We start from the raw sequence: 24,283 nt of genomic DNA, 5'->3' as shown, positions 1-24,283 counted from the left end.
ACCAGGATGGATGGGCAGTTCGGGCGGCTAGTGCCGGTCGAATTCTCCCGCCGCGACGCCCGCGGTGAAGGCGTCCCACTCGCTGGGAGTGAATACGAGCGCCGGGCTGGAGGGGTTCTTGGAGTCGCGCATGCCGACGTGGCCCCCTTCGAGGAACGCGACCTCCACGCAATCCTTGGACGGTCCGCTGCGCCGACTCTTGAACCAGTGAGCGCCGGATAGGTCAACGTCCACGGGAGTACTCCTCTGCAATCTCGAGGAACAGATTGCGACTTTGCTCTCTGCTCAACGCCGAGCGTTCAATGTCGCTGAACGCCTTGCGATACTGTGCGACCTCTTCGCCTTTCTCCAGGTAGAGGTCCCCTGTGTAGCCCTCAACGTACACCACCGGCGGCTCGGTCAGATGGGTCGTTTTGTGCGGGGGAAACTCGAGGATTGTGAACGCACCGACGAAGAGGCCCGGATGCGTTCGTGCATCGATCGGAACGATGCGTACGGAGACGTTGGGACGACTGCCGACCTCTGCCAGGTGATGCAGTTGGGGGGTCATCACTGCCGCACCGCCAATGGCATGCCTGAGTGCGGCCTCATTCACGATCACGTCCAAGTCGAGCGGGGCGATCGTCGAAGTGACGCGGCCCTGTCGCCTCGAAGCGAGTTCCAGCCGGAGGTTTACGTCCGCTGTGCTTATGTTCGGTCGTTCCACCCAAATGAGCGCCTGGCGGTACTCGGTGGTCTGTAGCAGGCCGGGCAGAAGCGTGGGTTGGTATCCCACAAGACTCGAAGCGTCCTGTTCCAGCCCGACGAACAAGTCGAAGTCCTTCGGGATCGCATCACTGTAGGCATGCCACCAACTCTTGTTCTGAGCTTCATCGCGCAGCGCCAGCAAGGCCGCCTTGGTCTTCTCGTCAGCCCCGTAGATCTTGCACAGGTGCTCGATGAACAGCCGGTTGATCTTTACGGGTTGCCCGGTCTCCATGCGCCAGAAGGTCTGCTGTGAGACGCCGATCTCGTTCCGCGCCGCCTCGGAACTGATACGTGCCTGGTCGCGGAGCGCTCGAAGCTGTCGAGCGAGCAGGCGGCGCGGGATGGTCGAGCCCGCACCTGCTTCAGCGGACATCGTTCACACTCCTAACTTTCACTATGGATTCTGGATTGAATTCTGCCTCCAAACTTGAAGTTGGTACATATACCTCCTGATATTCGTTCAGGAAGCTTCCAGAACGCATCGTTCGGTGGTCTCCTAGACCCGTGTGGCCTGCGGGTATGGCGTTGCTAGCGCACATCCCGGCGTTCGGCGCACCCACCGTTATCGACGTGAGCAGAGGTCTACTGATGGACGAAGGAGCGTTCGGGGACACCCCACTGTCCCGTTGTCAGTACTACCGGCGGACCTGCGATCTACCCGTCGTCATCGATCCACCCGAGTTGGGCCGGATCATTCTTCGCGCGGGCAGCGTGTGGGGAGTCGCGATGCCGACGCGGCTCGGTCAGGCGGTGAAGGCTCACTTGCAGAGTCGCGGGAGCGGGGGCGGGCCGATAGTGGGGCACCCACGGTCGGGTAGGTGGACCTTCCTGATTCGCCCCGACATCGACCTGGGCGATGTGAAGTTGTTCGCCGAGATGTTCCGTCTGGATGTCAACGTCGCACGGACCGGAGCGAGCATCGCGCTTCCATCGCCCACGGCGTCAGCTGGGTCGATCCGTCACTGGATAGTTCCTCCGCGCAACCCATTTCGCCCCTCGGGGCAGGTGGTGATCGCTGCCGTGCGCGCTTGGGCTGATCAGGTACACGGCAGGCGGCGGCCCCGAACATCCATGCCCGATGACCACTCGACCGGGACTGATCAGTGATGGCCACGACTGTCGCGGCGGTCGCCGCCGCCGTTTGGACAATGGCGTGCTACTTCGGCGGGACGAGGCTGCTGGTTCGCCCGATCACCCGGAAAGCCTCGGATTCCTGCTGCGTACGGTGCCTGCGTCCGTGGTCGTCCGGTGCGACCGTCGCCGAGCGTCCGCAGGGAGCAGTGGGCGCGCCCGCTCCGCCGAGGGCGAGCGGCGAGCATCCCCGCACTTCGCATCCGTCGACCGCGATGGCGGGCTGACATGGAGCATTCCGGGTGGTCCCGGATTCGCGGGGCCGACGCCACCGACAGTTGGGAGCTGAGCGGCCCCGCCATGGACCACTGGTTGACCAAGCCATTCGACGGCGGACGTGCCGTCATCCGGGTCATCCGAGCCGATGGCACGTTGCGGGTCACGCTGGGCGACGACGCAGGTTGGCTGATCCGCTCGTATTCCGAGACAACCGACGACATCGGGCGCGCGAAAGAGATCGCGAAGGCTGGAATCGCGCGTTTCCTGGAGGAAAAAGCCGAGACGCAACGAGCCGGTCCTCGTCGGTGAGGGGCCGCGTTCTGACCGAGCATCCGGTCACCACCCTCGGCGTCGACCGCTCACGAGCCTGCCTCCTCGGCATCGCGGCGCTTCCTCGGCTATCTGCGCGTCTACCGCTTCGAAGACCTCGTGCGACGTAATTTGAGCTCATGGATGACGAGACCTCTACGCCGAAGAGGCTTCAAAAGGCCGCCGGGCCGGCCGGACCTTCGGCGCCGGCGTCCTCGTTCGACTTGGCGGAACTCCAGCGCAGTCTGCGAATCGCGACACGGAACGGGCGATATGCGCTGGTCACCGCAGTGGCTGCGGCGGTGATATCGGCTGGGGTATCGGCGTGGGCATCCACCCATGTGAGCAGCACGGAGATGAACCGGCAGGAGCGGTTAACGGCCGCGCAAGCGGTGCGGAAGGATCGCCGCGAAGTGTATGTCGCTTATGTCGCGTCTTTTATGGACTTCGCCGCCCAACTGGGTCGGATTCGTGCTGCGTTGGAGGCCCACCCGCCCAACCACGCCACCATCGCCTCGGAGCTGAGCGATCTTCAGGAACCACTGCGAGCGCATATGCGTGCCGAAGCCGCCGTGCGGATCGTGGGCAGCGAGATGGGCCCCACCCTCGCCCGCCGGGACCGCGAGCTGAGCGCACTGATGTTCGAACCCGCCGACTCCTCCCTGATGGTCGTCAAGAACCACCTCGACCAACGGCCGGGCGTAATCACCGACGACGACGAATGGCGCCGGGTCGCGGCTGTGGGCCTCGCGGCGATCGACAAGTACTCGAAGGAAACCAGCATCAACGATATCGCTGAGCAGGCGCGGGCAGACCTGGGTTCCGGGTGATCGAAGTCGTCCGCAGCAAATAGGGACGCGGCGGACAGCCCGAGCCGTATGCCGGGGTGAGCAGGTGGCGCGCCGACCGTCGACTACCCGCGGACGGATCGGGATGCCCGGCGGTCAGCCCAGAATTCCGCTGGGCCGGTGGTGGTTGTCGACGCGCAACACGGTGTCGCCGTAGACATGGGGCGACCGGTCGCATTCGGAGATGAAGTCGCCGGGGAAACCGAGTTCGAACGGGACGGCCGCCTCGAGTGCGTCCGCCGCCTCGTCCGGTAGCGCGAGGTCGACGGCGCCGAGATTTTGTGTGAGCTGGTCCGCGGTGCTGACGCCGACCAGCGGCAGGACGGTGGGCGACCGACGCCTGGCCCAGGCGATCGCCACGTGCGCTGGGGGCACGCCGAGTTCGGCTGCGACGGTGTCGACTGCCGCGGCGGCGGCGCGTTCCCGATCGGTGTACCGGGCGGGGTCGGCGCGTCGTCCTGTCGCGCCGGCGAGGATTCCGCGAGCCAGTGGTGCCCAGGTGGTCACGCTCATCCCGAACGCTTCGGCCATCGGTAGCAGTTCGCGTTCGACATCGCGTTGCAGCAGGTTGTAGGGCACCTGCAAACCGGCGAACGGTGTCTGGTTCCGACAATGGGCAAGTGTGTTGGCCTGGGCCACAACCCATGCGGGGGCATCGGAGATGCCGATGTAGAGCACCTTGCCCGTGCGCACAACCTCATCGAGCGCGCGTACCGTCTCCTCGATCGGAGTGTGCCGGTCCCATACGTGCACCCAGTACACGTCGATGTAGTCGGTGCGCAGCCGTCGCAGACTCTGTTCGAGCGATCGGATCAGGTTCTTGCGGTGGTTGCCCGAGGCATTCGGGTCGCTCGCGTCGCGGCTGAGCGTGTACTTGGTGCCGATGACGAAGCGGTCGCGGCGATCGAGCACTGTGCCGAGCATTTCCTCGCTCGCGCCGTAAGCCGAGGCGGTGTCGACGAAGTTGCCTCCGGCATCGGAGAAGACGTTCAGAATCCGCCGGTATTCATCGACGTCGCTGATCGCCATGGTGCCGAGCACGAGTTCGGACACACGCAGACCGGTTCGGCCGAACAGTCGGTATCGCATCATGCGAGCAGTCTGCATCGCATTCGAGGCCGTAGGCAGGCCGTGGCAGGGCTGGTATCGACGCCGATAGTTATGCCCGCCGGTAGTCGGAGGAAGTACCGATGTCGCCCGGCGCGGACGGGTCCTGTCTCGCGGCCTGTCTGCCCTCGTCGGTGAAATCTGGCTGGTCGTGGTCGTTCACCGCCTTGTCCGCGGGCACGAAATAGCGGTACACGGTCAGGCAGAGGATGAGCCAGAGCGCGCCGAAGCACCAGCCGCCGAGGATGTCGGTGGTCCAGTGGACGCCGAGGTAGACGCGGGACAGGCCGACCGCGGCGACGAATACCGCGGCGGCGGTCGCCGCCCAGGCGCGCAGGAGTGGGCCGTGCAGGCTGGGGAGCGCGACCACCAGGACGATGCCGACCACGACGAACGAGCCCATACCGTGTCCGGACGGATAGGCCTGGTTGGAGACGCTGATCAGGTGGTCCTCGACGGGCGGGCGGTCTCGGTCGGTCAGCCGCTTGCCGCCGCGGACCAGCAGTCCGCCGCCGAGCCCGGTGAGTGCGACGAGCGCCGCGGCCGACCAGCGCCGCCGCCAGGACAGCACGAGGCAGGTCGCGGTGGCCAAGGCCGTCATGGCGAGCGTGCCGCCGAGCAAGCTGACCACCACCGCGATCGGGGTGAGCACGTCGTTGCGCTGGGCGATGGCCCAAGTGGTGATGTCGCGATCGATCCCGCCGGGGCCGCCGTCCCCGACCACGCCTGCCGTGAGGGCTGCGGCGCACACCACCAGCAACGCGGTGAGCACCCCGATGACGTTCCGGAAGCGAGAGGAGGTCACCCCTCCACGTTCCCATGTCGGACGCCGCGTGTTAACCCGAGCCGCTTCCCATCCGCGCGAGGTGACCCTGGCCCGAACCGGTGCGATCGCCGGTCGCCCTCGCGGCCACGGCAATGCCGGAAACTCAGAACTTGCTGTAGCCGCCGTCGATCAGAAGGGTGTCGCCGGTGTGGTAGGCGCTGGTGGGGCTGGCGAGGTAGACGGCGAGGGATTCGAAGTCGCTCGGCTGGCCCCAGCGGCGAACCGGGATCCTCGGGTGGACGCGTTCGCGGAAACGGTCCCAGGCGAAGGCTCCCTCGGTCATCGGCGTCTCGACCCAACCGGGCAGCACCGAGTTCGCGCGGATGCCGTGCTTGGCCAGCTCCACCGCGATCGAGTTGACCATGGCGATCAGCCCCGCCTTGCTGGCCGCGTAGGACTGCCCGCGCGGAACGCCCTGGTGGGCGGCGAGGCTCGCGGTGGCGACCAGACTGCCGCCCTCGCCCTGCGCGAGCATTACCTTCGCCGCTTCGCGCAGCGTCACGAACGCGGCGTCGAGGTTGAGCGAGGTGACCCGGCGGAATTCCGCGAGATCCGTCTCCACGAACGGGATGAAACCCTGACTGACACCGGCGTTCACGAAGCAGGAGTCGATGCGGCCGAGTTCGGCGGTCGCGCGGCCGAAGGTGTCGATCACCTGCTGTTCCTCGCCCACGTCGCAGCTCAGCGCTAGCACTCGGCCGCCGAACGCGCTCAATTCGGCGGCGGCGGCCTGGTTGCGCTCGGCGTTACGGCCGACGATGCACAGATCGGCCCCGGCCCGAGCGAGCCCGCGGGCGAACCCGAGACCGATGCCGGAGTTGCCTCCGGTGACGACGGCGACGTGGCCGGTCAGGTCGAACAGCGAGCCCTCGGTCATGGTGCGTCCCTTCGATCGCGGGCGCCGCCGCCCGAATGAATGCGAGGATATTGCTCTCTATTTATCACTGTGCGCCTGAGGAGCCCCGCCGAGCAGGCGCTACGCTCGTCGCGTGCTGCTTTCCGATCGTGACATCCGCGCGGAGATCGCCGCTGGGCGTCTCGGCGTCGAGCCGCTGCTGGAGAACCTGATCCAGCCGTCGAGCATCGACGTGCGCCTGGACCGGATGTTCCGGGTGTTCAACAACACCCGCTATACCCACATCGATCCCGCGCAGCGGCAGGACGAACTCACCAGCCTGGTCGAGCCGACCGAGGGCGAGCCGTTCGTGCTGCACCCCGGCGAGTTCGTGCTCGGCTCCACCCTCGAGGTGTGCACGCTGCCGGACGACTTGGCCGGACGGTTGGAGGGCAAGTCCAGCCTGGGCCGACTGGGCCTGCTGACCCACTCGACCGCGGGTTTCATCGATCCCGGTTTCAGCGGGCACATCACGCTGGAACTGTCCAACGTGGCGAATCTGCCGATCACGTTGTGGCCCGGCATGAAGATCGGCCAGTTGTGCCTGCTGAGGCTGACCAGCCCGGCCGAGCATCCGTACGGCAGTGCCGTGGCGGGCTCGAAGTACCAGGGCCAGCGCGGACCGACCCCGTCGCGGTCCTATCTCAACTTCCCGGTTCCGGCCGCGGCGGTCGACGCCGCCGAATCACGCTGAGCTGAACCGGGTCCGCCTCGTCGACTGTGGGGGCAGAGGCGGACCCGGCGGACGGCAGCGGGAACTGATCGCGGAGGTGATCAGTCCCCGCCGCCCGCTCCCACCGCGAGCGCCGTAGTGAGGATGACGGACAGCGGTGGAAGCGTGTCACCGCGGTTCGGCGGGCTGACCCAGAAGCACCCTTCCCGGGTCCAGCGGCCGAGACCGGTCGGCAACATCACGGCGCTGCCGATGGCGGGCAGGCCGATATCCAGCCGATTGAGCACCTCGAGCACCTGGGGTCCCGGTCGGCTGTCGGGCTCGGCGAGGAAACTCCATCGGATCTGCCTGGCCAACATGGGACCCCTCGTTCCCTGTTGTTCCAATGCGGCGCGGACCTTCTCGGCCCGCACGGTCGGCAGGTGGACGACGCAGACGCGTCCGGTGATCGGCAGCATGGCGAAACCGCCACGCTCGGTGACCGGCAACCCGAACTCGTGCCGATAGAACGCCACCCAATCGTCCACGGTTCTGAGTTTTTCGACATTCACGGCGAACTCCTTGCCTTCCGATTCAATGGTTGCGGCCCGCCGCCGGATTCGGCATCGCCCGCCTACCCGCCTTGCGCTGCCCTTCCGCTGCCTTTGATAGAAAACGCAATTCAGTTGTGGCCGTGCTCACAAACCGCTCGTACTCTGGAAGGGGTTCGTTCGGAAGGGATGGCACCGTGGTCAGGCATTGGTCAGGCAAAGAGGCCCGCGCCCTTCGCGATGCCAAGCGGATGAGCATCAGGGAATTCGCCGCCCATTTGGGCGTGCACGAACGCTTGGTCTCGAAGTGGGAAGCCGGGGGCGTCCGGGTCCATCCACGGCCGATCAACCAAGCCGCTCTGGATACCTCGCTGGCCAGGTCCGATGATGTGGTGCGGGCACGGTTCGCGGCATTGATCGATCAGCCCGTGGTCGATCGAGCCGTCCCGCCGGAATTCGATGCGCGCGCCGACGCCCCGGAGCGCGTTCATTATTCGAGCGACGCGGACCTTTTGGCTCTCATAGACGCCGGTGCGATGAGAGGTGTTGCGTTAGCAGCGATTTCGGAGAGGGATCTGATCATGGCGGCTGCCCACGAGGCCAGCGAGCACGCCGGCAAGGCCGAGAGCACCAATGTCGGTGCGAGCACGCTGGAACAGCTCGACGCGGATGTCACCCGCATCGCGAACGACTACGTGCACATTCCGCCGGTTCCGATGATGGTGGAGATGGTGCGGGTGCGCCGCCGGGTGTACCGGCTGCTGGAAGGTCATCAGCGGCCCGCCGATACCGGTCATCTGTATCTCCTGGCGGGCACGCTCTCGGGCCTGCTCGCCAACGCCAGCACCGATCTCGGCCACTACGACGCGGCGGGCGAGCAGATCCGGGCGGCGTGGGCCTACGCGGAGTTGTGCGGGCACAACGGGCTTCGCGCCTGGACGCGCGGCATGCACGCGCTGATCGAGTACTGGTCGCAGCGCCCGCGCCGGGCGGTCCAGCTCGCCCAGAGCGGGCAGGAGTTCGCCGAGTCCGCGACCGCGCACGTGCGACTGCTCAATATCGAGGCGCGGATCTGGTCGGCGCTGGGCAGCGCCGCCGACACCGACCGCTGCGTCCGGGCGGCCGACGACGCCCGCGAGATCGCCGCCACCGACGCACTGCACGACGAGGTGGGCGGCGTCTTCGGGTTCAACGACGCCAAAGCCAACTACTACGCGGGCGCCACCTACATCCATCTCGGTCAGGCCGAGCCCGCGCTCACCGCCACGCAGCGGGCCATCGAGCTGTACTCGAACGGGCCGTCCGCCCAGCGCTCCTACGGCGCGGAAGCCCTGGCCAGGGTCGACTGCGCGGCCGCCCACCTGATCAACGGCAGTCTGGACGGCGCGGCCGAGGCGCTGCAACCGGTGCTCGGCCTCGACGAGGACAAGCGCATCGCGCAGCTGGAGGAGCGGCTGACCGGTGTGCGCAGGCGGATCGCGGCCCCGGCCTTCCGCGACGCGATCGAGGCCCGCCGACTGGACGAGCGGATCGAGGAGTTCTGCGGCTCCACCGCGGCCAAGAGCATCCCGCCGGGCGGCTCGGCTGGTTGAGTGACGCGTCACATCCGGCGACGCCGCAGCCGCCGTAGTGGGCACGGACCTCGGTAGCGAGCTCGGACACGCGAATTATCCGGTTGCGACGGATGGCACCATGGGACGCGTGAGTCCTCATCATCCGCACCACCCCCCGCGTGTTCTGGAGCAATCCACGAAGCTGCAGAACGTCGTCTACGAGATCCGTGGACCGGTACACGCGCACGCGGCACGGCTGGAGGCCGAGGGCCACCGCATTCTCAAGCTCAATATCGGCAATCCCGCGCCGTTCGGGTTCGAGGCGCCGGACGTGATCATGCGCGACATCATCGCGGCGCTCCCGTACGCCCAGGGCTACTCCGAGTCCAAGGGCATCCTGTCGGCGCGGCGCGCGATCGTCACCCGCTACGAACTCGTTCCGGGCTTCCCCGAGCTCGACGTGGACGGCGTCTACCTCGGCAACGGCGTCTCCGAGCTGATCACGATCACCATGCAGGCCCTGCTGGACAACGGCGACGAGGTGCTGATCCCGGCGCCGGACTACCCGCTGTGGACCGCCATGACCAGCCTGGCGGGCGGTACTCCCGTGCACTACCTGTGTGACGAGGCCAACGGCTGGCAGCCCGATATCGCCGACATCGAATCGAAGATCACCGACAAGACCAAAGCGCTGCTGGTGATCAACCCGAACAACCCCACCGGCGCGGTGTACTCGGCCGAAGTGCTCCAACAACTCGCCGACCTCGCGCGCAAACATCAGCTGCTGCTGCTCGCCGACGAGATCTACGACAAGATCCTCTACGACGACGCCAAGCACATCTCGCTGGCCACCGTGGCGCCCGACCTGCTGTGCCTGACCTTCAACGGACTGTCCAAGGCCTACCGCGTCGCGGGCTACCGATCCGGCTGGCTGGCGATCACCGGCCCCAAGGAACACGCGGCCGGTTTCCTCGAGGGCATCGACCTGCTCGCCTCGTCGCGGTTGTGTCCGAATGTGCCCGCGCAGCACGCGATTCAGGTCGCCCTCGGCGGTCATCAGAGCATCGAGGATCTGATCCTGCCCGGCGGCAGGTTGCTCGAACAGCGCGACGTCGCCTGGGAGCGGTTGAACATGATTCCCGGAGTGTCGTGTGTGAAGCCGAAGGGTGCGCTGTACGCGTTCCCGAAGCTGGATCCGAACGTGTACGAGATCCACGACGACTCGAAGCTGATCCTGGATCTACTCCTGCAAGAGAAGATCTTGATGGTGCAGGGCACCGGCTTCAACTGGCCGCATCACGACCATCTCCGGATCGTCACCTTGCCCTGGGCGCGGGATCTCGCGGTCGCCATCGAACGCTTCGGCAACTTCCTCGCCAGCTACCGCCAGTAGTGGGAAGGTAACCTGCAAGCCATATAATCGCCCCGCTTCCAGCCCGGAAACAAACTCGCCGTACGGATATCTGTCGGGTTTGGCGACTAACTAGCGCAAAAGAAGTACTTTTGTGTACAGTGGTCCTCGGCACTTAGGTGCCCGGCCGGATTGCCTACCCCCCCTGGGCACATCCGGCCTTGGGTTAGGCCGCCTACCCCCCTGGGCCGCCTGCCCTGTGGGCGGCGGAGACATCCCCCTGCTCTCCGCCGCCCCCTCCAAATCCCGTTTTTTTTGCGATCGGATCGCTCTGACCGTGTACTCGCTGCTGTGTTCGGTAGCCGCCGCGCGGGTCTTGAAAATGAAATCCTTTAGGCTCGCTCCGGGCGGAAACACATCTGACAGGTAGGAGCGCGGTGAGCGACCACCACCATCACCACGATCACTCGGGACCGATCGCGATCGGCGCGACCGCGGCGCGCGTGGTCATCGGGCTACTCACCGTGATCGGGGTCGCCGTCGTCATCGCGGCGATCATGCTGTGGCCGAGCAAGCAGCACGTCGATATCCCGCTGCCGATGCAGAACGCGGGCGGCGGCGCGGTGCAGACCGAGGCGGGCACCGTCATTCTGCAGGACATCGGGCCGTGCGGCAGTCCGTCGCTGGGCAAAGTGTTCGTCGACAAGCCCGAACCGCCGCGCTCCAATGCCTACACCTGTCAGCGCAGCGTGATCGCGATCGAGTCCGGGCCGCACAAGGGCAACCGCACCCTGCTGGAAATCGCCCCCGGCCCAGGACAACCAGACCTGCGCGCGGGTGACGAGCTGCGGCTGGTGCGCCAGACCGATCCCAGCGGAACGCCGATGTACTCGTTCGAGGACTACTCGCGCGGGCTGCCGCTCACGCTGATCGTCGTGGCCTTCGTGGTGGTGATCATCGCGGTGGCGCGCTGGCGGGGCGTCCGCGCGCTGCTGGGCCTGGTGTTCGCCTTCGCGGTCCTGGTGCTGTTCCTGCTGCCCGCCTTGCTGGACGGCAAACCCGCGATCCCGGTCGCGTTGGTCGCGGGCTCCCTGATCCTGTACGCGGTGCTGTACCTGGCGCACGGGGTGAACCTGCGCACCAGTTCGGCGTTGCTCGGCACGCTGACCTCGATGCTGCTCGCCGCCGTGCTGTCCTGGCTCACGATCGAGATGACGAGCCTCACCGGGCTCTCCGAGGAACAGAACACGAACGTCGCCACCTACATCCAGCACGTCAGCATCACCGGCCTGTTGCTGGCCGGGTTCATCATCGGTTCGCTCGGCGTGCTCAACGACGTCACGATCACCCAGGCATCGGCCGCGTTCGAACTGGCCGCCCTCGACGAGTCGGCCTCGCGGCGCGAAGTCTTCGCCGCCGCCATGCGCGTGGGGCGCGACCACATCGCCAGCACCGTCTACACCCTGGTGCTCGCCTACGCCGGTGGGGCGCTGCCGCTGTTGCTGCTGTTCAGCGTGGCGGGGCGGTCCATCCGCGACGTGCTCACCGGCGACGCGGTGGCCATCGAGATCACGCGCTCGGCGGTCGGCGGCATCGCGCTGGCGCTCTCGGTGCCGTTGACCACCGGCATCGCGGTGATGCTGGCCCGCCCGTTCAAGGTGAAGGAATCGAGTCCGCCGCCGCCTGCGCGCCGCGCCCGGCACGCCAGGGTCTGAATTCCGTCATGAGCTGGGAGACGCCCCCTCGGGCATCTCGAGCTTCAGCGTGGCGGCGGGGGGAAGGGGAAGACCTCCGGCGGGATCGTGGGAACCACGATCGGCGGGAGGCCGGGCACCACAATGGTGTTCGGGCCGGGTGGCGGCGGCGTCTCGCTGGTGGTCTGCCGCCGGTTCGGCGGCGGCGCGGCGACCGATTCGTGTGCGGGCGACTCCGTCGTGCCGGGTGCGACCGCGATCTGCGGATCCAGACTGGTCGTACGCGGCGTGGTGGTCGGAGATAACGACGGCGAGCCCTCACTGGTGTGCGAATCTCGTTCCAGCACCTGCGGTCCGTAGCCGAGGCCGAGTCCGATCGCGGCGACCACGGCCAGCGCGCTGACCGTCAGCACGGCGCCGCTGATCTCGCGTTTGCCGCGTTGCGCCGGCGCCGACAACCAAGCGGGCGACAGATCGTCGTCCAGCGCGGCGCTCGCGGCCGGAGCTTCCTTGCGGACCGGTCTGGCCAACAGGGCGGCGCCGCGCGCCATCACGGTTTCCGGGCTGTCCGGCACCACCACCGGCACGCCCATCCAGCGTTCGAGCACCTTGGCCACCAACGGGATCCGGGCGCAGCCGCCGATGGCCAGTACGCCGTGCACCGGGCGGTCCGAGCGCACGATCACGTCACGCGCCATCCGCGCCGACGACTCGATCGCCAGCATGATGAGCGATTCGAAGTTCTCCTGCGCCAGCAGGACCAGCCCTTGCTCGCTGGGCAGCGCCACCGCCGTGTTGGTGGTCAGCTGTTCCTTGGCTTCCCGGCACAACGCGTCCAGGGCGGCCAGGCCCGCGGCGTTCGGCGGGTGGGCGATCCGCCCCGACGCGATCTGCTGCTCACGAATCAACGAGTCGAGATAGTCACCGCTGATGTCGCTGGTGCGCTCGCTATGCCGCACTTCACGAGTCTGCGTGTCGACCACGCTCACCGTCAGGCCCGAGCTGCCGAGGTCATAGACCACCAGCGACGAGATACCCCGGATATCGCCCGTGGCCTGCGCGAACTCGAGTGCGGCCGCGACTTCGGGCACGAGTTCGTAATTGGTCACCTGTTGGCGGGCCAAGGCCGCGCGAATGGCGCGAGCATGCTGCTCGCTGCGGTATGCGATCGCGGTGGCGCCGATCCCCGGCGTGGCTTCCAGGGTGACTCCGATGGCTTCGGCCGCCACTTCTTCCACACTCTGGTCGAGGACCGGGATGGTCTGCAGATCGAAGGAATGCGGGGAGACATGCCCGTGGGGGTTACCGGCGTGTGGTCGCGCCATACGGACAGCGCCGGCCCCCACCGAAACTCCCAGTACCGAACTCATCAGCTGCCCATCTCGTTTCATACTTCACGACATGCGAGCCTGCGCCCTCCGCCGGCGGAGACCCGCTGGACGGACCCTACCGTCGGCGATCAGCTGTGCTTAAGGCAGGGACTGGTCGTCTGTCTGGCAGTAGCCCGCCTCGCTCCGCAACTCTACGGTGTACCGAGTCCCGCGTACACCCATCCGGCTGCTCTCCAAGTGGCACGATTGAGACAGTTCCGGCCGTCGATGATCGAGCGGGCGCGCACCACGCGGTCCAGGTCTCGAGGGCGCAGAGCGGTGAATTCGTCCCACTCGGTGAGGACGAGCACCACGTCGGCGCGCTCACACGCCTCGGCGACCGAGGTCGCGTAGTTCAGGGTGGGGAACACCCGGCGCGAATTCTCCAGTGCCTTGGGGTCGTACACGGTCACCACTGCCCCGTGCAGCTGGATCATGCCGGCCACGTTCAACGCGGGGGAGTCGCGGACGTCGTCGGATTCCGGTTTGAACGCCGCGCCGAGCACCGCGACATTGGCCCCGAGCAGCGAGCCGCCGCAGGCGCGAGCGGCCATATCCACCACCTTCGCCCGGCGGCGCATATTGATGTTGTCCACCTCGCGCAGGAAGGCGACGGCGTGGTCGGCGCCGAGTTCGCCGGAGCGGGCCATGAACGCGCGAATGTCCTTGGGCAGACATCCGCCGCCGAAACCCAGGCCCGCGTTGAGGAACCGGCGGCCGATCCGCGCGTCGTAGCCGAGGGCGTCGGCCAGCATGGTCACGTCGGCGCCGGTGGCCTCGCAGACCTCCGACACCGCGTTGATGAACGAAATCTTGGTCGCCAGAAAGGCATTGGCGGAGACTTTCACCAATTCCGCTGTGGCCAGGTCGGTCAGCAGGAACGGGACCTCGGCGGCGATGAGATCGGCGTAGATCTCGCGCACCAGATCCTCGACCCATCCGGCGGCCGCGCGCTCGCGGTCGACCCCGAGGACCAGCCGGTCCGGCCGCAAGGTGTCCTTGACCGCCCAGCCTTCCCTGAGGAACTCCGGATTCCAGGCCACCTCGACGTCGGTGGAACTGAGTGCGCGAGCGCGGGTTCCGAGCGCGGCCGCCGTGCCCACCGGAACCGTCGACTTGCCGATGATCACCGAGGGACGCTCCAGCAGCGGAGCGAGCGTATCCACCACCGCGTGCACGTACTTCAGGTCGGCGGCGTACTCGCCCTTCTTCTGCGGGGTGCCCACACCGAGGAAATGCACGTCCGCGTGCGCGGCCGCCTCGGCGTAGGAAGTGGTGAACCGCAACCGACCCGCGTCGAGGTTGCGACGCAGCACATCCTCGAGGCCCGGTTCGTAGAACGGCACCACTCCGTCGGACAGCTTCGCGACCTTGCCCGGGTCCACGTCCACCCCGATGACGTCGTGCCCGAGTTCGGCCATGCACGCCGCGTGCGTGGCCCCGAGATACCCGGTTCCGAAGACTGTGCATCGCATGATCGATTGGTAAGCCCCGCCGATGGCCGCGCCACGTCAGCGAGGCAAGGGTCCGGGCAACAGCAGATGTACATGCGGCGACATAGCCGGAGCGGGCGTGCTGACCTGGCGGAATGTTCGTGACGCCCGGCTAGCATCGGCGTGGTGCGACGTCATCGGTGGGCTCTGAGCGCGCTCGGCGCCGGTCTGACGGTCGTCGTCGCCACGATCGCGCTGTGGCCGGTCTATGTGCGTCCGCGAACCGAGCCGCCCGCGCGAGCGGATGCCGTTCTCGTCCTGGGCGGGGCGCACGACGGACGCGAACAACTGGGTCTGCGGCTGGCCCACGAGGGGTATGCGCCTCGCGTGGTGTTCTCCAACCCCTATGAGAACAGCCCCATGCTGAACCGCATCTGTCACGGCGGCTACAGCTTCGAGGTCCTGTGCTTCGACCCGTCGCCGCGCACCACCCGAGGTGAGGGCCGCGAACTCGCCCGCCTCGCCCGCACCCACAATTGGCGCCGAGTCATCGTCGTCACCTTCACTCCCCATATCTCCCGAGCCCGCTACATCCTGAGCAAGTGCTGGGACGGAGAGCTCCTCTTCACCGACCCCGAACCCAACCTGTCCATCCCCCGCTGGGCATACGACTACGCCTACCAATCCGTGGGCTACGCGAAAGCCTTCTTCGAGGACTGCTGAGCGGATCTGCGGGCGCGTGACGTCAGTTTGACTCGCTGAGAGAAGCGGCCGTACATTCTGTCTCGTGGTGGCGGGATGTTCGCCATCGAAGCAACGGTGCACACCCTCTGGGAGGGCAGATGGAATACGACTGGTCAGCGGGGGATCTGGCGTTCCGGGACGAGGTGCGTGAGTTCCTCGCCGCGAAGCGGACGCCGGAATTGCGGCGAGCCGGGCGCTTGGCGACGAGCGTGTATCCCGACCACGAGGCGAGCATGGAGTGGCAGCACATCCTGCACGAGCGCGGCTGGGCGGCGCCCGCGTGGCCGGTGGAACACGGCGGATGCGACTGGAGCCTGACCAAGCACTACATCTTCCAGCGGGAATCGGCGCTGGCAGGCGCGCCCGCGCTGTCGCCGATGGGCATCAAGATGGTGGCGCCCGCGATCATCGCGTTCGGCACGCAAGAGCAGAAGGCGTTCTATCTGCCGCGCATCCTCACCGGCGAGGTCTTCTTCTGCCAGGGTTACTCCGAGCCGGAGGCCGGATCGGACCTGGCCGCGCTCACCATGGCCGCCGTCGACGACGGCGAGGACTTCGTGTGCACCGGCAGCAAGATCTGGACCACCCACGCCACCGAGGCGAATTGGATCTTCTGTCTCGTGCGCACCTCACGCACCGGCAAGAAACAGCAGGGCATCACGTTCCTGCTGATCGACATGACCTCCCCCGGCGTCGAGATCCGGCCGCTGGTGATGACCTCGGGCGAGCAGGTGCAGAACCAGGTCTTCTTCGACAATGTGCGGGTGCCCAAGGCCAACGTGCTCGGTCGGATCGATGACGGGTGGACCGTCGCGAAGTATTTGCTGGTGCACGAGCGCGGCGGCGCGGCGGCGCCGTGGCTGCAGGTCATGGCCCAGGACATCGCGACCGCGGCGGCGCGGCAGCCGGGGCCGGACGGCAATCCACTGCTCGACGACCGCGCGTTCGCGGCGAAGCTGGCGGACCTGCGGATTCGCACCGAGGTGCTGGAAATTCTCGAATTCCGCACGATTTCCGCGATGGCGCAGGGCAAGAACGCCGGACCGGCGTCGTCCATGCTCAAGATCCTCGCCACCGAACTCAGCCAGAAGCTCACCGAACTGGCGCTGGAGGCCGCGGGTCCGAGCGGTCGCGTGTACCAGCCGCACGCCACGATGCCGGGCGGGCCGATCGCCCAGTTCGCGCCGCCTGCCGACGGTTATCACAGTGGCGCGGACTGGCAGGCCGTCGCTCCGCTGCGGTACTTCAACGACCGAGCGGGCTCGATCTACGCGGGCAGCAACGAGATTCAGCGAAACATCCTCGCCAAAGCAGCATTGGGGCTCTGATGGACTTCACGCTTACCGACGAGCAGGAAATGCTCCGCTCCGCGATCGCCGGATACCTCGGCGCCCGCTACGACCTGGAGAAGAGCCGCGCCGCGGCGAAATCGGAGACCGGCTGGCAGCCCGCCGTCTGGCGCGGCTTCGCCGACGAGCTGGGCATTCTCGGCGCGACCCTGCCCGAGCGGGTGGACGGCACCGGCGGCGGCCCGGTCGAGCTCATGGTGATCGCCGAGGAACTCGGCCGGGCGCTGGTGGTCGAGCCGTTCGTCGACACGGTCGTGATCGGCGCCGGACTGCTCGAGCGTTCCGGTGGTGCACAGGCCGACGCCGTGCTGCGGCGGATCGTATCCGGCGACGCGCGCATCGCGTTCGCCGCGCTGGAGCCGACCTCCGGGCACGCGCTGCACGACGTGACGACCACCGCCCGCCGGGACGGCGACGCCTGGGTGCTCGACGGCGCGAAGACCGTCGTGACCGGCGCCCCGCTGGCCACCCACCTGCTGATCACCGCGCGGACGTCCGGTGAACGACGGGACAGGGCGGGCATCTCGCTGTTCCAGCTCGAATTCGACGCGGGCGATCCCCCGCCCGGAGTGGAAGTGCATTCCTACCGCACCATCGACGACCGGACCGCATCCGATCTCGTGTTCACCGGCCTGCGCCTGCCCGCCGACGCGCTGCTCGGCGCGGAGTCGGACGGCTGGACCGTCATCGAGCCGACCATCGCGGAGGCGACCGCGGCGATCTGCGCCGAGGCGGTCGGCTGCATGCGGAAAGTGCTCGCCGACACCATCGACTACGCCAAGCAGCGCCGGCAGTTCGGTCAGCCGATCGGTAGTTTCCAGGTACTGCAGCACCGCATGGTCGACATGTACATCGAACTCGAACAGGCCATCGCGGCGGTGCATCTGGCCGTCCATTCGCTGGGCGCCCCAGCCGAGGAGCGGGCCCGCGCGGTCTCGGCGGCGAAGGTCACCGTCGCCAGGGCGGCGCGGTTCATCGGGCAGAACGCCGTGCAACTGCACGGCGCGATGGGCATGACCGAGGAGCTGGCCATCGGCCACTACTTCAAGCGGCTCACCGTGGTCGAGCACGAATTCGGCTCCCCCGACGAGCATCTCGCGCGGTACGCGGCGCTGACCAGGTAGTGAAGCCCGCCCGCTGACTCGGCCCAGGTGAATCAGCCGGGGCGGCTCGTAGCGGCGCAGGACGCGACCACCGCGCTGCCCTCCGTTGCTGCGAGCGGCGCGGCGACTACGCCGACCGCTTCGCGCCTGGGCGGGCCTGCCTCCCGGTCGGCGAACAGCAGATGCGCGGTCCCGATCAGCGTCGGGGCGAGTGCGCCGATATCGGCGGGGGCGGCGATCCCGCCGACATCGCGTTGGGCGGTGAGGGCGGCGATCATGTCCGATCGATGAAAGAGCCCGGGTCCTGAAGGACCCGGGCTCTTAGTTCTTGCTTCGTATTCAGTTCTTCCGGCCCGGCGCCTTCGCACCGGACTTGAATCCGAGACCGCCGGGCTTGGCGGCCGGGGGTGCGACTTCGGCCGCGCCGTTACCGTTCGCGCCGTTGGTGACCTGGTCGGGCTCGGCGGCGGGTTCGGCCGACGCCGCGGGCGTTTCCGCAGCGGGAGCCTTGTCCGAGGCCGGTTCGGCGGGGGCCGGGGCCGCTTTGCCGGGGGCCTTGGGGCCGGGCCGCTTGAAGCCGGACTTCATGGCCAGTCCCTTGGCGGGCACGGTCGGCTTCGTCTCGGTCGGCTGGGCGTCAGCCGGTTGCGCAGCCGTCTCGGCGGCGGGTGCTGCTTCGGCGGCCGGGGCCGTGGACGCTGCCGGAGCCTTGGCGCCGGGCGCCTTGGCCGCGCCCTTCATGGCGAGACCACCACCGGGCGCTTTCGCGCCACCCTTCATGCCCAGACCCTTGACCGGCTTGGCCTCGGGAGCTTCGGCAGCCGGAGCCTCGGCCGTGGATTCGGCGGCTGGGGCCGCGGCGGCCTTGGCGCCGGGCGCCTTCGCCGCGCCCTTCATCCCCAGACCACCGGGAGCCTTCGCCGGACCCTTCATGGCGAGACCCTTGACCGGAGCGGCAGGTGCCGAGGTGGCCTCGGCCTCCGCCGGTTCCGCGGCCGGAGCCTTCGCGCCGGGCGCCTTGGCGGCGCCCTTCATGCCGAGACCGCCGCCGCCGGGCGCCCTGGCGCCCTTCATGGCCAGACCGCCGCCGGGCGCTTTCGCCGGGCCTTTCATGGCCAGACCGCCACCGGTCGGCGCGGCCTTGGCCGGTGCGGGGGCCTCGGCGGCCGGGGCGGGTTCGGGCTCCGGCTCGGGTTCCGCCACGGGCGCCTTCGGCTCCTGGATGACGGTCAGGTTCTCGGTCAGCACCGCGGGCTCGACGCGTTCGATGGCGTCCAGCATCAGCTGCGCGACGTCCACCACCTCGACGCCTTCGCCCTCGCCCTTCTCCTGGCGCGCGGTGACGCCGTCGGTGAGCATCACGCGGCAGAACGGGCAGCCGGTGGCGATCTTCCCAGGAGCGGAGCCTGCGGAGCGACCAGAAGGCGCGGCGAGGGTGCTCAATCCCTCTTCCACCCGGTCGATATTGACGCGCTTGCCGAGTTGCTCTTCCATCCACATCCGCGCGCCACCGGCGCCACAGCACATGGATCGCTCGCCGTGACGCGGCATCTCGACCAGGTTCGAGCCGGACGCGGCCATCAGCTCACGCGGCGCGTTGTAGATCTTGTTGTGCCTGCCCAGGTAGCAGGGGTCGTGGTAGGTGACGTTCTGCGACACCGAGGCCACCGGGATCAGCTGCTTCTGCCGCACCAGGCGGTTGAGCAGCTGGGTGTGGTGCACGACCTCGTAGCTGCCGCCGACCTGCGGGTACTCGTTGTTCAACGCGTTGAAGCAGTGCGCACAGGTGACGACGATCTTCTTCTTGCGATCCTCGACGCCTTCGAACACCGAGTTCAGCAGCTCGATGTTCTGCTGCGCCAGCTGCTGGAACAGGAACTCGTTGCCCGCGCGGCGAGCGGAGTCACCGGTGCAGGTCTCCTCCGCGCCGAGCACCATGAACTTCACCCCCGCGGTGGCCAGCAGCTCGGCAACCGCCTTGGTGGTCTTCTTGGCGCGATCCTCGTAGGCGCCCGCGCAGCCGACCCAGAACAGGTACTCGTAGCCGTCGAAGCTGTCGGCATCCTGACCGAAGACCGGGACCTGGAAATCGAGCTCGTTGATCCAGTTGAGGCGGTCCTTGGCGTTCTGGCCCCAGGGGTTGCCCTTGTTCTCCAGGTTCTTGAACAGGCCCGCGAGCTCGGAGGGGAACTCCGACTCGATCAGCACCTGGTAGCGGCGCATGTCGATGATGTGGTCGACGTGCTCGATGTCCACCGGGCACTGCTCGACGCACGCGCCACAGGTGGTGCAGCTCCACAGCACCTCGGGATCGATGATGCCGTTGACCTCCGCGCCACCCACCAGCGGGCGCTCCGCCTCGGCTTTGGCGGCTTCGGAGATCTTGGCCAGCTCGGCCTCGTCCGGCTTGCCCTCGCCGTCGACCAGGCCGATCTCGTCGCCGCCCATATCCTTGCGGCCGCCGGCCAGCAGGTAGGGGGCCTTGGCGTAGCCGTGGTCGCGCAGCGACATGATCAGCAGCTTCGGCGACAGCGGCTTGCCGGTGTTCCAGGCGGGGCACTGCGACTGGCAGCGTCCGCACTCGGTGCAGGTGGTGAAGTCCAGCCAGCCCTTCCAGGAGAAGTCCTCGATCCGGCCTGCACCGAAGGTGTCGGTGTCCGGGTCGGCGGTCTCCATGTCGACCGGCTTGCCCTTCGACATCATCGGCTTGGCCGGGCCCAGCGCGACGCCGCCGTCTTCCTCCCGCTTGAAGTAGATGTTCGGGAACGCCGAGAAGCGGTGCCAGGCCACGCCCCAGGTGACGTTGCGGCCGACGAAGTACAAGAACGCCATGCCGGACATCAGCTTCACGAAGGCGAACAGCGCCACCATGGTGGTGTTCGCGGGCAGCAGCTTCGCCACCTGCATGGTGAAGAAGTCGGTGGCCGGGTCGGAGTGACCGTAGGCGGCGATCTTGCCCGCCTTCACGAAGATCATGCCCAGACCCTCGAGCAGCACGATCGCCTCGATGACGTAGGCCGGGCCGAACTTGGAACCGCTGAACCGGGAAAGGCGCTCCGGCAACCGCGGGTGGTTGAGCTGGCGCAGCACGATCAGCGCGAGGATGCCGACCACGGTGCCGATGCCGAGGATCTCGTCCCACAGGTGGTAGATCGCCAGGTTGCCGATGATCGGCCAGTGGAACGCCGGGTCGAACGTCTGCCCGTACGCCTCGAACCACAGCATGGCGCCGCCGATGAAGCCGATCATCACCAGCCAGTGCGCCCAGCCGACGGTGCGGAACTTGTTCATGCGCGTGTGCGCGAGAAATTCCACGATCATCTGCTTGAAGCGCGGGAAGAAGGGCCGCCAACGGTCCGGCGCCGGCTGTCCGATCATGATGGCGCGCGCGATATTGCGGACGCCGCCGATGAACGACGCCCAACACAGAAGGCTGAGCGCCGCCCCAATCGTGCCCAGCGTCACTGTCAGGGCATTCATGTCGCGACCTTTCTTTTAGAGGCACCCCGGGTGCGGCTGCGTTCGGCTACCGCCTCGGTTCGCTCGTATCCTAACTGGAGGTAAGTTACCCGCCAGTAACAACCATGTCCATCGTACGATCGGCTTTTGGGCTATAGCCCCATATGCTGGGGCTTGACCCCCTATTTAGCTGTGATCAATCTCACAGTAAATTCTTCCGATCCCGCTGGTGGGTGGCCGATCACCACCGTAAACGTCCAAGCATTCCGTCCAGTCGGTAAGGATTGGCTTAGTCCCCATGGCTGATAAGGGATCTCGCTTAAAACGCGGCCTTCTATTAGGCTCACGACGTTCTGTTAGCTGCGACCGTCTTCACACTGCTCGGGGAGGATCCGGAGTCGACCACCCGGATTTGCTGGATAGAGCTCTCGCGTGCTGAGGACCAGCGGCAACGTACGACCTGATGATGGATTGGAAACTGAATGAAATTCCGTAGAACCACCGCGGCGGCCGCGATGGTCATCGGTGCGATGACCATCGGACTCGGTACAGCCCATGCCGATGCCGAGCCGGCCGCCGACCCCATCCGGTACTCGGTGAAGCTGGTGGAGAAGACCGTCGTGACGACGCTCAAGGGGGGCACGTTCGAACTGGCGAAGTCCTCCGAGGACGTCAAGGAAGACGACGTCTACCGGATCAAGGACTCGCAGGGCAACGCGGTCCTCACGCTGCCGATCGCCTTCAAGGTCGCCGGGACCGTCGTCCCGGTGAAGCCGGTCGTGAAGGAAGACGCCACGGTCCTCGAACTCACGCCTGACCAGAGTGTCGAGGTCCCCAGGGACAAGCCGGCCAACGCGGTCAACGTCGTCGCGCAGCCGATCGCCTCGCCGATCGAGAACCAGCGCGCGCAGAACGAGTTCGCCAGCCAGTTCGGCATCGCGACCGCCGTCGGCGGCTTCGTCGGCACCGCCATCGGCGTCATCGGCGGCGCCGTGATCGGCTGCATCCTCGGCCTGCCGTTCCTCGGTGTCGGCTGCATCCCGGCCGCGATCGCGGGCGCGGGTATCGGCGGCATCCTCGGCACGGTGGCCGTCGGTGGCCCGATGCTGGCCGTCGCGGGCATCGACCTGATCAACACGCTGCAGGCGCCGGAAGGCACCACGAAGTGGGCGGACAAGCCGAAGTAAGTCTTCGACCTGCTCGTCGGATCATCGGCGGCCCGCTCTCCTCGGAGGGCGGGCCGCCGTTCGTTTACCCGGCGAGATCGAGCAGGCCGCGCACGACGACCTCACCCAGCTCCTCGCCCAGCCTGCCGAACGAGCGCTCGACCATCTCGAACGCCCCGTCCTCGCGGACGACCAGCACCGTGCTCGCTCTGGTGCCGTGCACGGTGTGCGCGATGAACCTCGCCGAGAGCGCCCGCTCCATGTCGTCCGGAACCCCGGTCCGCGGCAACAGCTCGTCGGGGGCTTCGGTGCGGTCGGCCAGCACCTCGAAGTAGCGGTCCACCGCACCGGGCTCGGTCCGCACAACCTCGCGCAGTTGCGTCACCCCGGCCCGTACTTTGGGCCAGATGGGCTGTGGCGCGGCCAAATTCGCTCCCGCCAGGGTAGGAGGTCCGGACGTGACGAACGTGCCGTTGGAGAGCCCGTGGAAGCCCGGAGACAACTCGCGTGGTTCGGCGGCACTGCGATTGGAATGCCACCACAGCGTGCGCAGGTCGGAGACCACCAGGTTGTAGCCGTTGTAGTCGTCGGGCGCGGTGGCGACGTCGAGGACGTACTTCTCCGGCCCGGGGAACTCGCCTGCCGGACCGCGGTCGGAGGCTCCGCGCAGGAAGTCCATCAGTAGCGCGCCCCTGGAACGAGCGTCGAGGCGTTGATCGGCGGGATCGCGCACATTCGTGACCGCGGCGAAGCGATTGTCGCCGTGCGGGTGGGTGCTCAGCCCCAGCCAGGTGCCGGGAGGCTCGCCCGCGGCACGGCCGACGGCACCGGTATCGCGTCCGGCCAGCAGACCGGGCGCTTCCGGCCACCAGCGCATGGACTCGGTCGGCCGGGTATAGAACTCGTCCCGGTTGGCCGCCACGATCAACCGGTACTCCGGGTGTGCGCGCCAGCCGATCAACACCAAACACATGCCGACCAGCATGCCCGACCGGTACCGCCCCGCATACGGCCTTTCCCGCGCAGGGGGCCGCGTAAGGGCAGTGGAAAGCCCCTGAGACGGCGAAAAGGCCGACAGCTCAACGGCTGTCGGCCTTGTCGCGTTCCTGCTGTCAGTTGGTGCGTACGCGCAGCCCCGGGTTGTCGGAGAGCACCACGTGCACCGGCTGCGCGAACAGCTGCGGCACGTTACCCGTCAGAGCGCCGATCAGATTCGGGATCTCGCAGATCGGGTAGTCCGCCACCGACGACGCGCTGGAGATGCCGAGCGCCAGGCGGCCGGTGACGATCGGGCCGCCGCTGTCGCCGGGCAGCGCGCAGATGTTGGCCGAGAAGCTCTGGGTGAGTTCCCGGTCGCCGACCTGCACGGTCTGGTCGACGGCGTTGACCACGCCGCAGCTGAAGCCGGTGCGCGCACCGGACTTGCACACCGGAGCGCCGACGACCGGGGTCGCCACGCCGTCGACCGCGATCGGAGCCGCGCCGGGCGCCCGGACGCCGTTGTTGGCGAAGCGGTCCTTGGCCTGGTCGCTGACCCGGATGATCGAGTAGTCCTGCTCGCCGAGCACCGACTTCTGGAAGACGCCGAGCTGCGCGCCGAGGCGCTCGCCGTTCATCTCGTAGACACCGGCGGCGTTGCCGCTGCCCGCGGACGGGATGTCGGGGTTGCAGTGGCCCGCGGTGATGTTCACCGTGTTGCCGTTGCGGTCGGTGCCGTTGAAGCCGAGCGAGCAACGCAGCGAGCTGCGCCCGGCGACCGAGGCGTAGCCGTCGCCG

General features: G+C 67.5%; 22 protein-coding genes. 10 read left to right on the top strand and 12 right to left on the bottom strand.

Annotated features, from left to right (window positions below; translation table 11 throughout):
* Positions 1 to 27 precede the first annotated feature (27 nt).
* Positions 28 to 234, bottom strand: a complete 207-nt coding sequence (locus tag ON19_RS29295; protein WP_043699893.1) for a DUF397 domain-containing protein — start codon at positions 232 to 234, stop codon at positions 28 to 30.
* Entirely contained in the window at positions 224 to 1,120 is an 897-nt protein-coding gene (locus tag ON19_RS29290) for a helix-turn-helix domain-containing protein (RefSeq protein ID WP_043699890.1), read from the bottom strand. Before ON19_RS29290 ends, ON19_RS29295 begins: the two co-directional genes overlap by 11 nt.
* Positions 1,121 to 2,106: 986 nt before the next feature.
* Here ON19_RS29290 and ON19_RS29275 point away from each other — a divergent pair.
* Complete coding sequence (locus ON19_RS29275; RefSeq protein ID WP_043699882.1) at positions 2,107 to 2,406, top strand: hypothetical protein; 300 nt, start codon at positions 2,107 to 2,109, stop codon at positions 2,404 to 2,406.
* Positions 2,407 to 2,546: 140 nt separating this feature from the next.
* Positions 2,547 to 3,236 carry a hypothetical protein gene (locus tag ON19_RS29265; protein ID WP_157229883.1) on the top strand — a complete coding sequence of 230 codons (690 nt, stop codon included), beginning with the start codon at positions 2,547 to 2,549 and terminating at the stop codon, positions 3,234 to 3,236.
* A 114-nt stretch (positions 3,237 to 3,350) separates the two neighbouring features.
* Here the strand turns inward: ON19_RS29265 and ON19_RS29260 are convergent, their stop codons facing one another.
* From ON19_RS29260 to ON19_RS29250, 3 genes are all read right to left on the bottom strand, one after another.
* The gene (locus ON19_RS29260) at positions 3,351 to 4,346 is read right to left on the bottom strand and encodes an aldo/keto reductase (RefSeq protein ID WP_227954511.1); all 996 of its coding nucleotides are present in this window, start codon (positions 4,344 to 4,346) and stop codon (positions 3,351 to 3,353) included.
* A 67-nt stretch (positions 4,347 to 4,413) separates the two neighbouring features.
* Positions 4,414 to 5,166 (bottom strand): phosphatase PAP2 family protein, encoded by a 753-nt coding sequence (locus ON19_RS29255; RefSeq protein ID WP_051169409.1) that lies wholly within the window; start codon positions 5,164 to 5,166, stop codon positions 4,414 to 4,416.
* 124 nt (positions 5,167 to 5,290) lie between these two features.
* Positions 5,291 to 6,064, bottom strand: coding sequence for an SDR family NAD(P)-dependent oxidoreductase (locus ON19_RS29250; RefSeq protein ID WP_043699874.1), 774 nt, complete (start codon positions 6,062 to 6,064; stop codon positions 5,291 to 5,293).
* Positions 6,065 to 6,176: 112 nt separating this feature from the next.
* On the opposite strand from ON19_RS29250, the gene dcd reads away from it, so the two are divergent.
* Positions 6,177 to 6,776: a dCTP deaminase gene (gene dcd, locus ON19_RS29245; protein ID WP_043699871.1), complete on the top strand. Its 600-nt coding sequence runs from the start codon at positions 6,177 to 6,179 to the stop codon at positions 6,774 to 6,776.
* Between the two features lie 80 nt (positions 6,777 to 6,856).
* Here dcd and ON19_RS29240 read toward each other — a convergent pair whose 3' ends face one another.
* Positions 6,857 to 7,306, bottom strand: coding sequence for a hypothetical protein (locus ON19_RS29240; RefSeq protein WP_043699868.1), 450 nt, complete (start codon positions 7,304 to 7,306; stop codon positions 6,857 to 6,859).
* 230 nt (positions 7,307 to 7,536) lie between these two features.
* On the opposite strand from ON19_RS29240, the gene ON19_RS29235 reads away from it, so the two are divergent.
* From ON19_RS29235 to ON19_RS29225, 3 genes are all read left to right on the top strand, one after another.
* On the top strand, positions 7,537 to 8,877 hold the full coding sequence (locus ON19_RS29235; RefSeq protein ID WP_083899696.1) for a helix-turn-helix domain-containing protein: 1,341 nt from the start codon (positions 7,537 to 7,539) through the stop codon (positions 8,875 to 8,877).
* 100 nt (positions 8,878 to 8,977) lie between these two features.
* The gene (locus ON19_RS29230; protein WP_043699980.1) at positions 8,978 to 10,231 is read left to right on the top strand and encodes a pyridoxal phosphate-dependent aminotransferase; all 1,254 of its coding nucleotides are present in this window, start codon (positions 8,978 to 8,980) and stop codon (positions 10,229 to 10,231) included.
* Between the two features lie 395 nt (positions 10,232 to 10,626).
* A complete protein-coding gene (locus ON19_RS29225) occupies positions 10,627 to 11,904 on the top strand; it encodes a YibE/F family protein (RefSeq protein ID WP_043699862.1) in 1,278 nt (425 codons plus the stop codon).
* A 44-nt stretch (positions 11,905 to 11,948) separates the two neighbouring features.
* Here the strand turns inward: ON19_RS29225 and ON19_RS29220 are convergent, their stop codons facing one another.
* Together ON19_RS29220 and ON19_RS29215 are read right to left on the bottom strand one after the other, a co-directional pair.
* Entirely contained in the window at positions 11,949 to 13,253 is a 1,305-nt protein-coding gene (locus ON19_RS29220) for a DUF7159 family protein (RefSeq protein WP_063709506.1), read from the bottom strand.
* 152 nt (positions 13,254 to 13,405) lie between these two features.
* Positions 13,406 to 14,728 (bottom strand): UDP-glucose dehydrogenase family protein, encoded by a 1,323-nt coding sequence (locus ON19_RS29215; RefSeq protein WP_043699857.1) that lies wholly within the window; start codon positions 14,726 to 14,728, stop codon positions 13,406 to 13,408.
* Positions 14,729 to 14,872: 144 nt separating this feature from the next.
* Between ON19_RS29215 and ON19_RS29210 the strand changes: the two genes are divergently transcribed.
* The 3 genes from ON19_RS29210 (at position 14,873) to ON19_RS29200 (ending at position 17,903) form a co-directional block, all read left to right on the top strand.
* The gene (locus tag ON19_RS29210) at positions 14,873 to 15,409 is read left to right on the top strand and encodes a YdcF family protein (protein WP_043699977.1); all 537 of its coding nucleotides are present in this window, start codon (positions 14,873 to 14,875) and stop codon (positions 15,407 to 15,409) included.
* 119 nt (positions 15,410 to 15,528) lie between these two features.
* Positions 15,529 to 16,758: an acyl-CoA dehydrogenase family protein gene (locus tag ON19_RS29205; RefSeq protein WP_043699855.1), complete on the top strand. Its 1,230-nt coding sequence runs from the start codon at positions 15,529 to 15,531 to the stop codon at positions 16,756 to 16,758.
* Entirely contained in the window at positions 16,758 to 17,903 is a 1,146-nt protein-coding gene (locus tag ON19_RS29200; protein ID WP_043699853.1) for an acyl-CoA dehydrogenase family protein, read from the top strand. The genes ON19_RS29205 and ON19_RS29200 overlap by 1 nt, the downstream gene beginning before the upstream one ends.
* A 32-nt stretch (positions 17,904 to 17,935) precedes the next feature.
* Here the strand turns inward: ON19_RS29200 and ON19_RS43380 are convergent, their stop codons facing one another.
* Complete coding sequence (locus ON19_RS43380; protein WP_051169408.1) at positions 17,936 to 18,160, bottom strand: hypothetical protein; 225 nt, start codon at positions 18,158 to 18,160, stop codon at positions 17,936 to 17,938.
* Between the two features lie 61 nt (positions 18,161 to 18,221).
* Positions 18,222 to 21,362 carry a (Fe-S)-binding protein gene (locus ON19_RS29190; RefSeq protein WP_043699850.1) on the bottom strand — a complete coding sequence of 1,047 codons (3,141 nt, stop codon included), beginning with the start codon at positions 21,360 to 21,362 and terminating at the stop codon, positions 18,222 to 18,224.
* A gap of 461 nt (positions 21,363 to 21,823) precedes the next feature.
* Here ON19_RS29190 and ON19_RS29185 point away from each other — a divergent pair, with 461 nt between their 5' ends.
* A complete protein-coding gene (locus ON19_RS29185; protein WP_043699849.1) occupies positions 21,824 to 22,528 on the top strand; it encodes a DUF8020 domain-containing protein in 705 nt (234 codons plus the stop codon).
* A 64-nt stretch (positions 22,529 to 22,592) separates the two neighbouring features.
* Here ON19_RS29185 and ON19_RS29180 read toward each other — a convergent pair whose 3' ends face one another.
* Together ON19_RS29180 and ON19_RS29175 are read right to left on the bottom strand one after the other, a co-directional pair.
* Positions 22,593 to 23,480 carry an NRDE family protein gene (locus ON19_RS29180; RefSeq protein WP_043699971.1) on the bottom strand — a complete coding sequence of 296 codons (888 nt, stop codon included), beginning with the start codon at positions 23,478 to 23,480 and terminating at the stop codon, positions 22,593 to 22,595.
* A 139-nt stretch (positions 23,481 to 23,619) separates the two neighbouring features.
* Positions 23,620 to 24,283 (bottom strand): S1 family peptidase (locus ON19_RS29175; RefSeq protein WP_043699847.1); only part of this gene is annotated, 664 nt, incomplete at its 5' end.

This window comes from Nocardia abscessus NBRC 100374 (genome assembly GCF_000308455.1).
Lineage (GTDB): Bacteria > Actinomycetota > Actinomycetes > Mycobacteriales > Mycobacteriaceae > Nocardia > Nocardia abscessus.
Note: the sequence above shows the minus strand (reverse complement) of the source record. Positions and strands in the feature narration are given on the sequence as shown.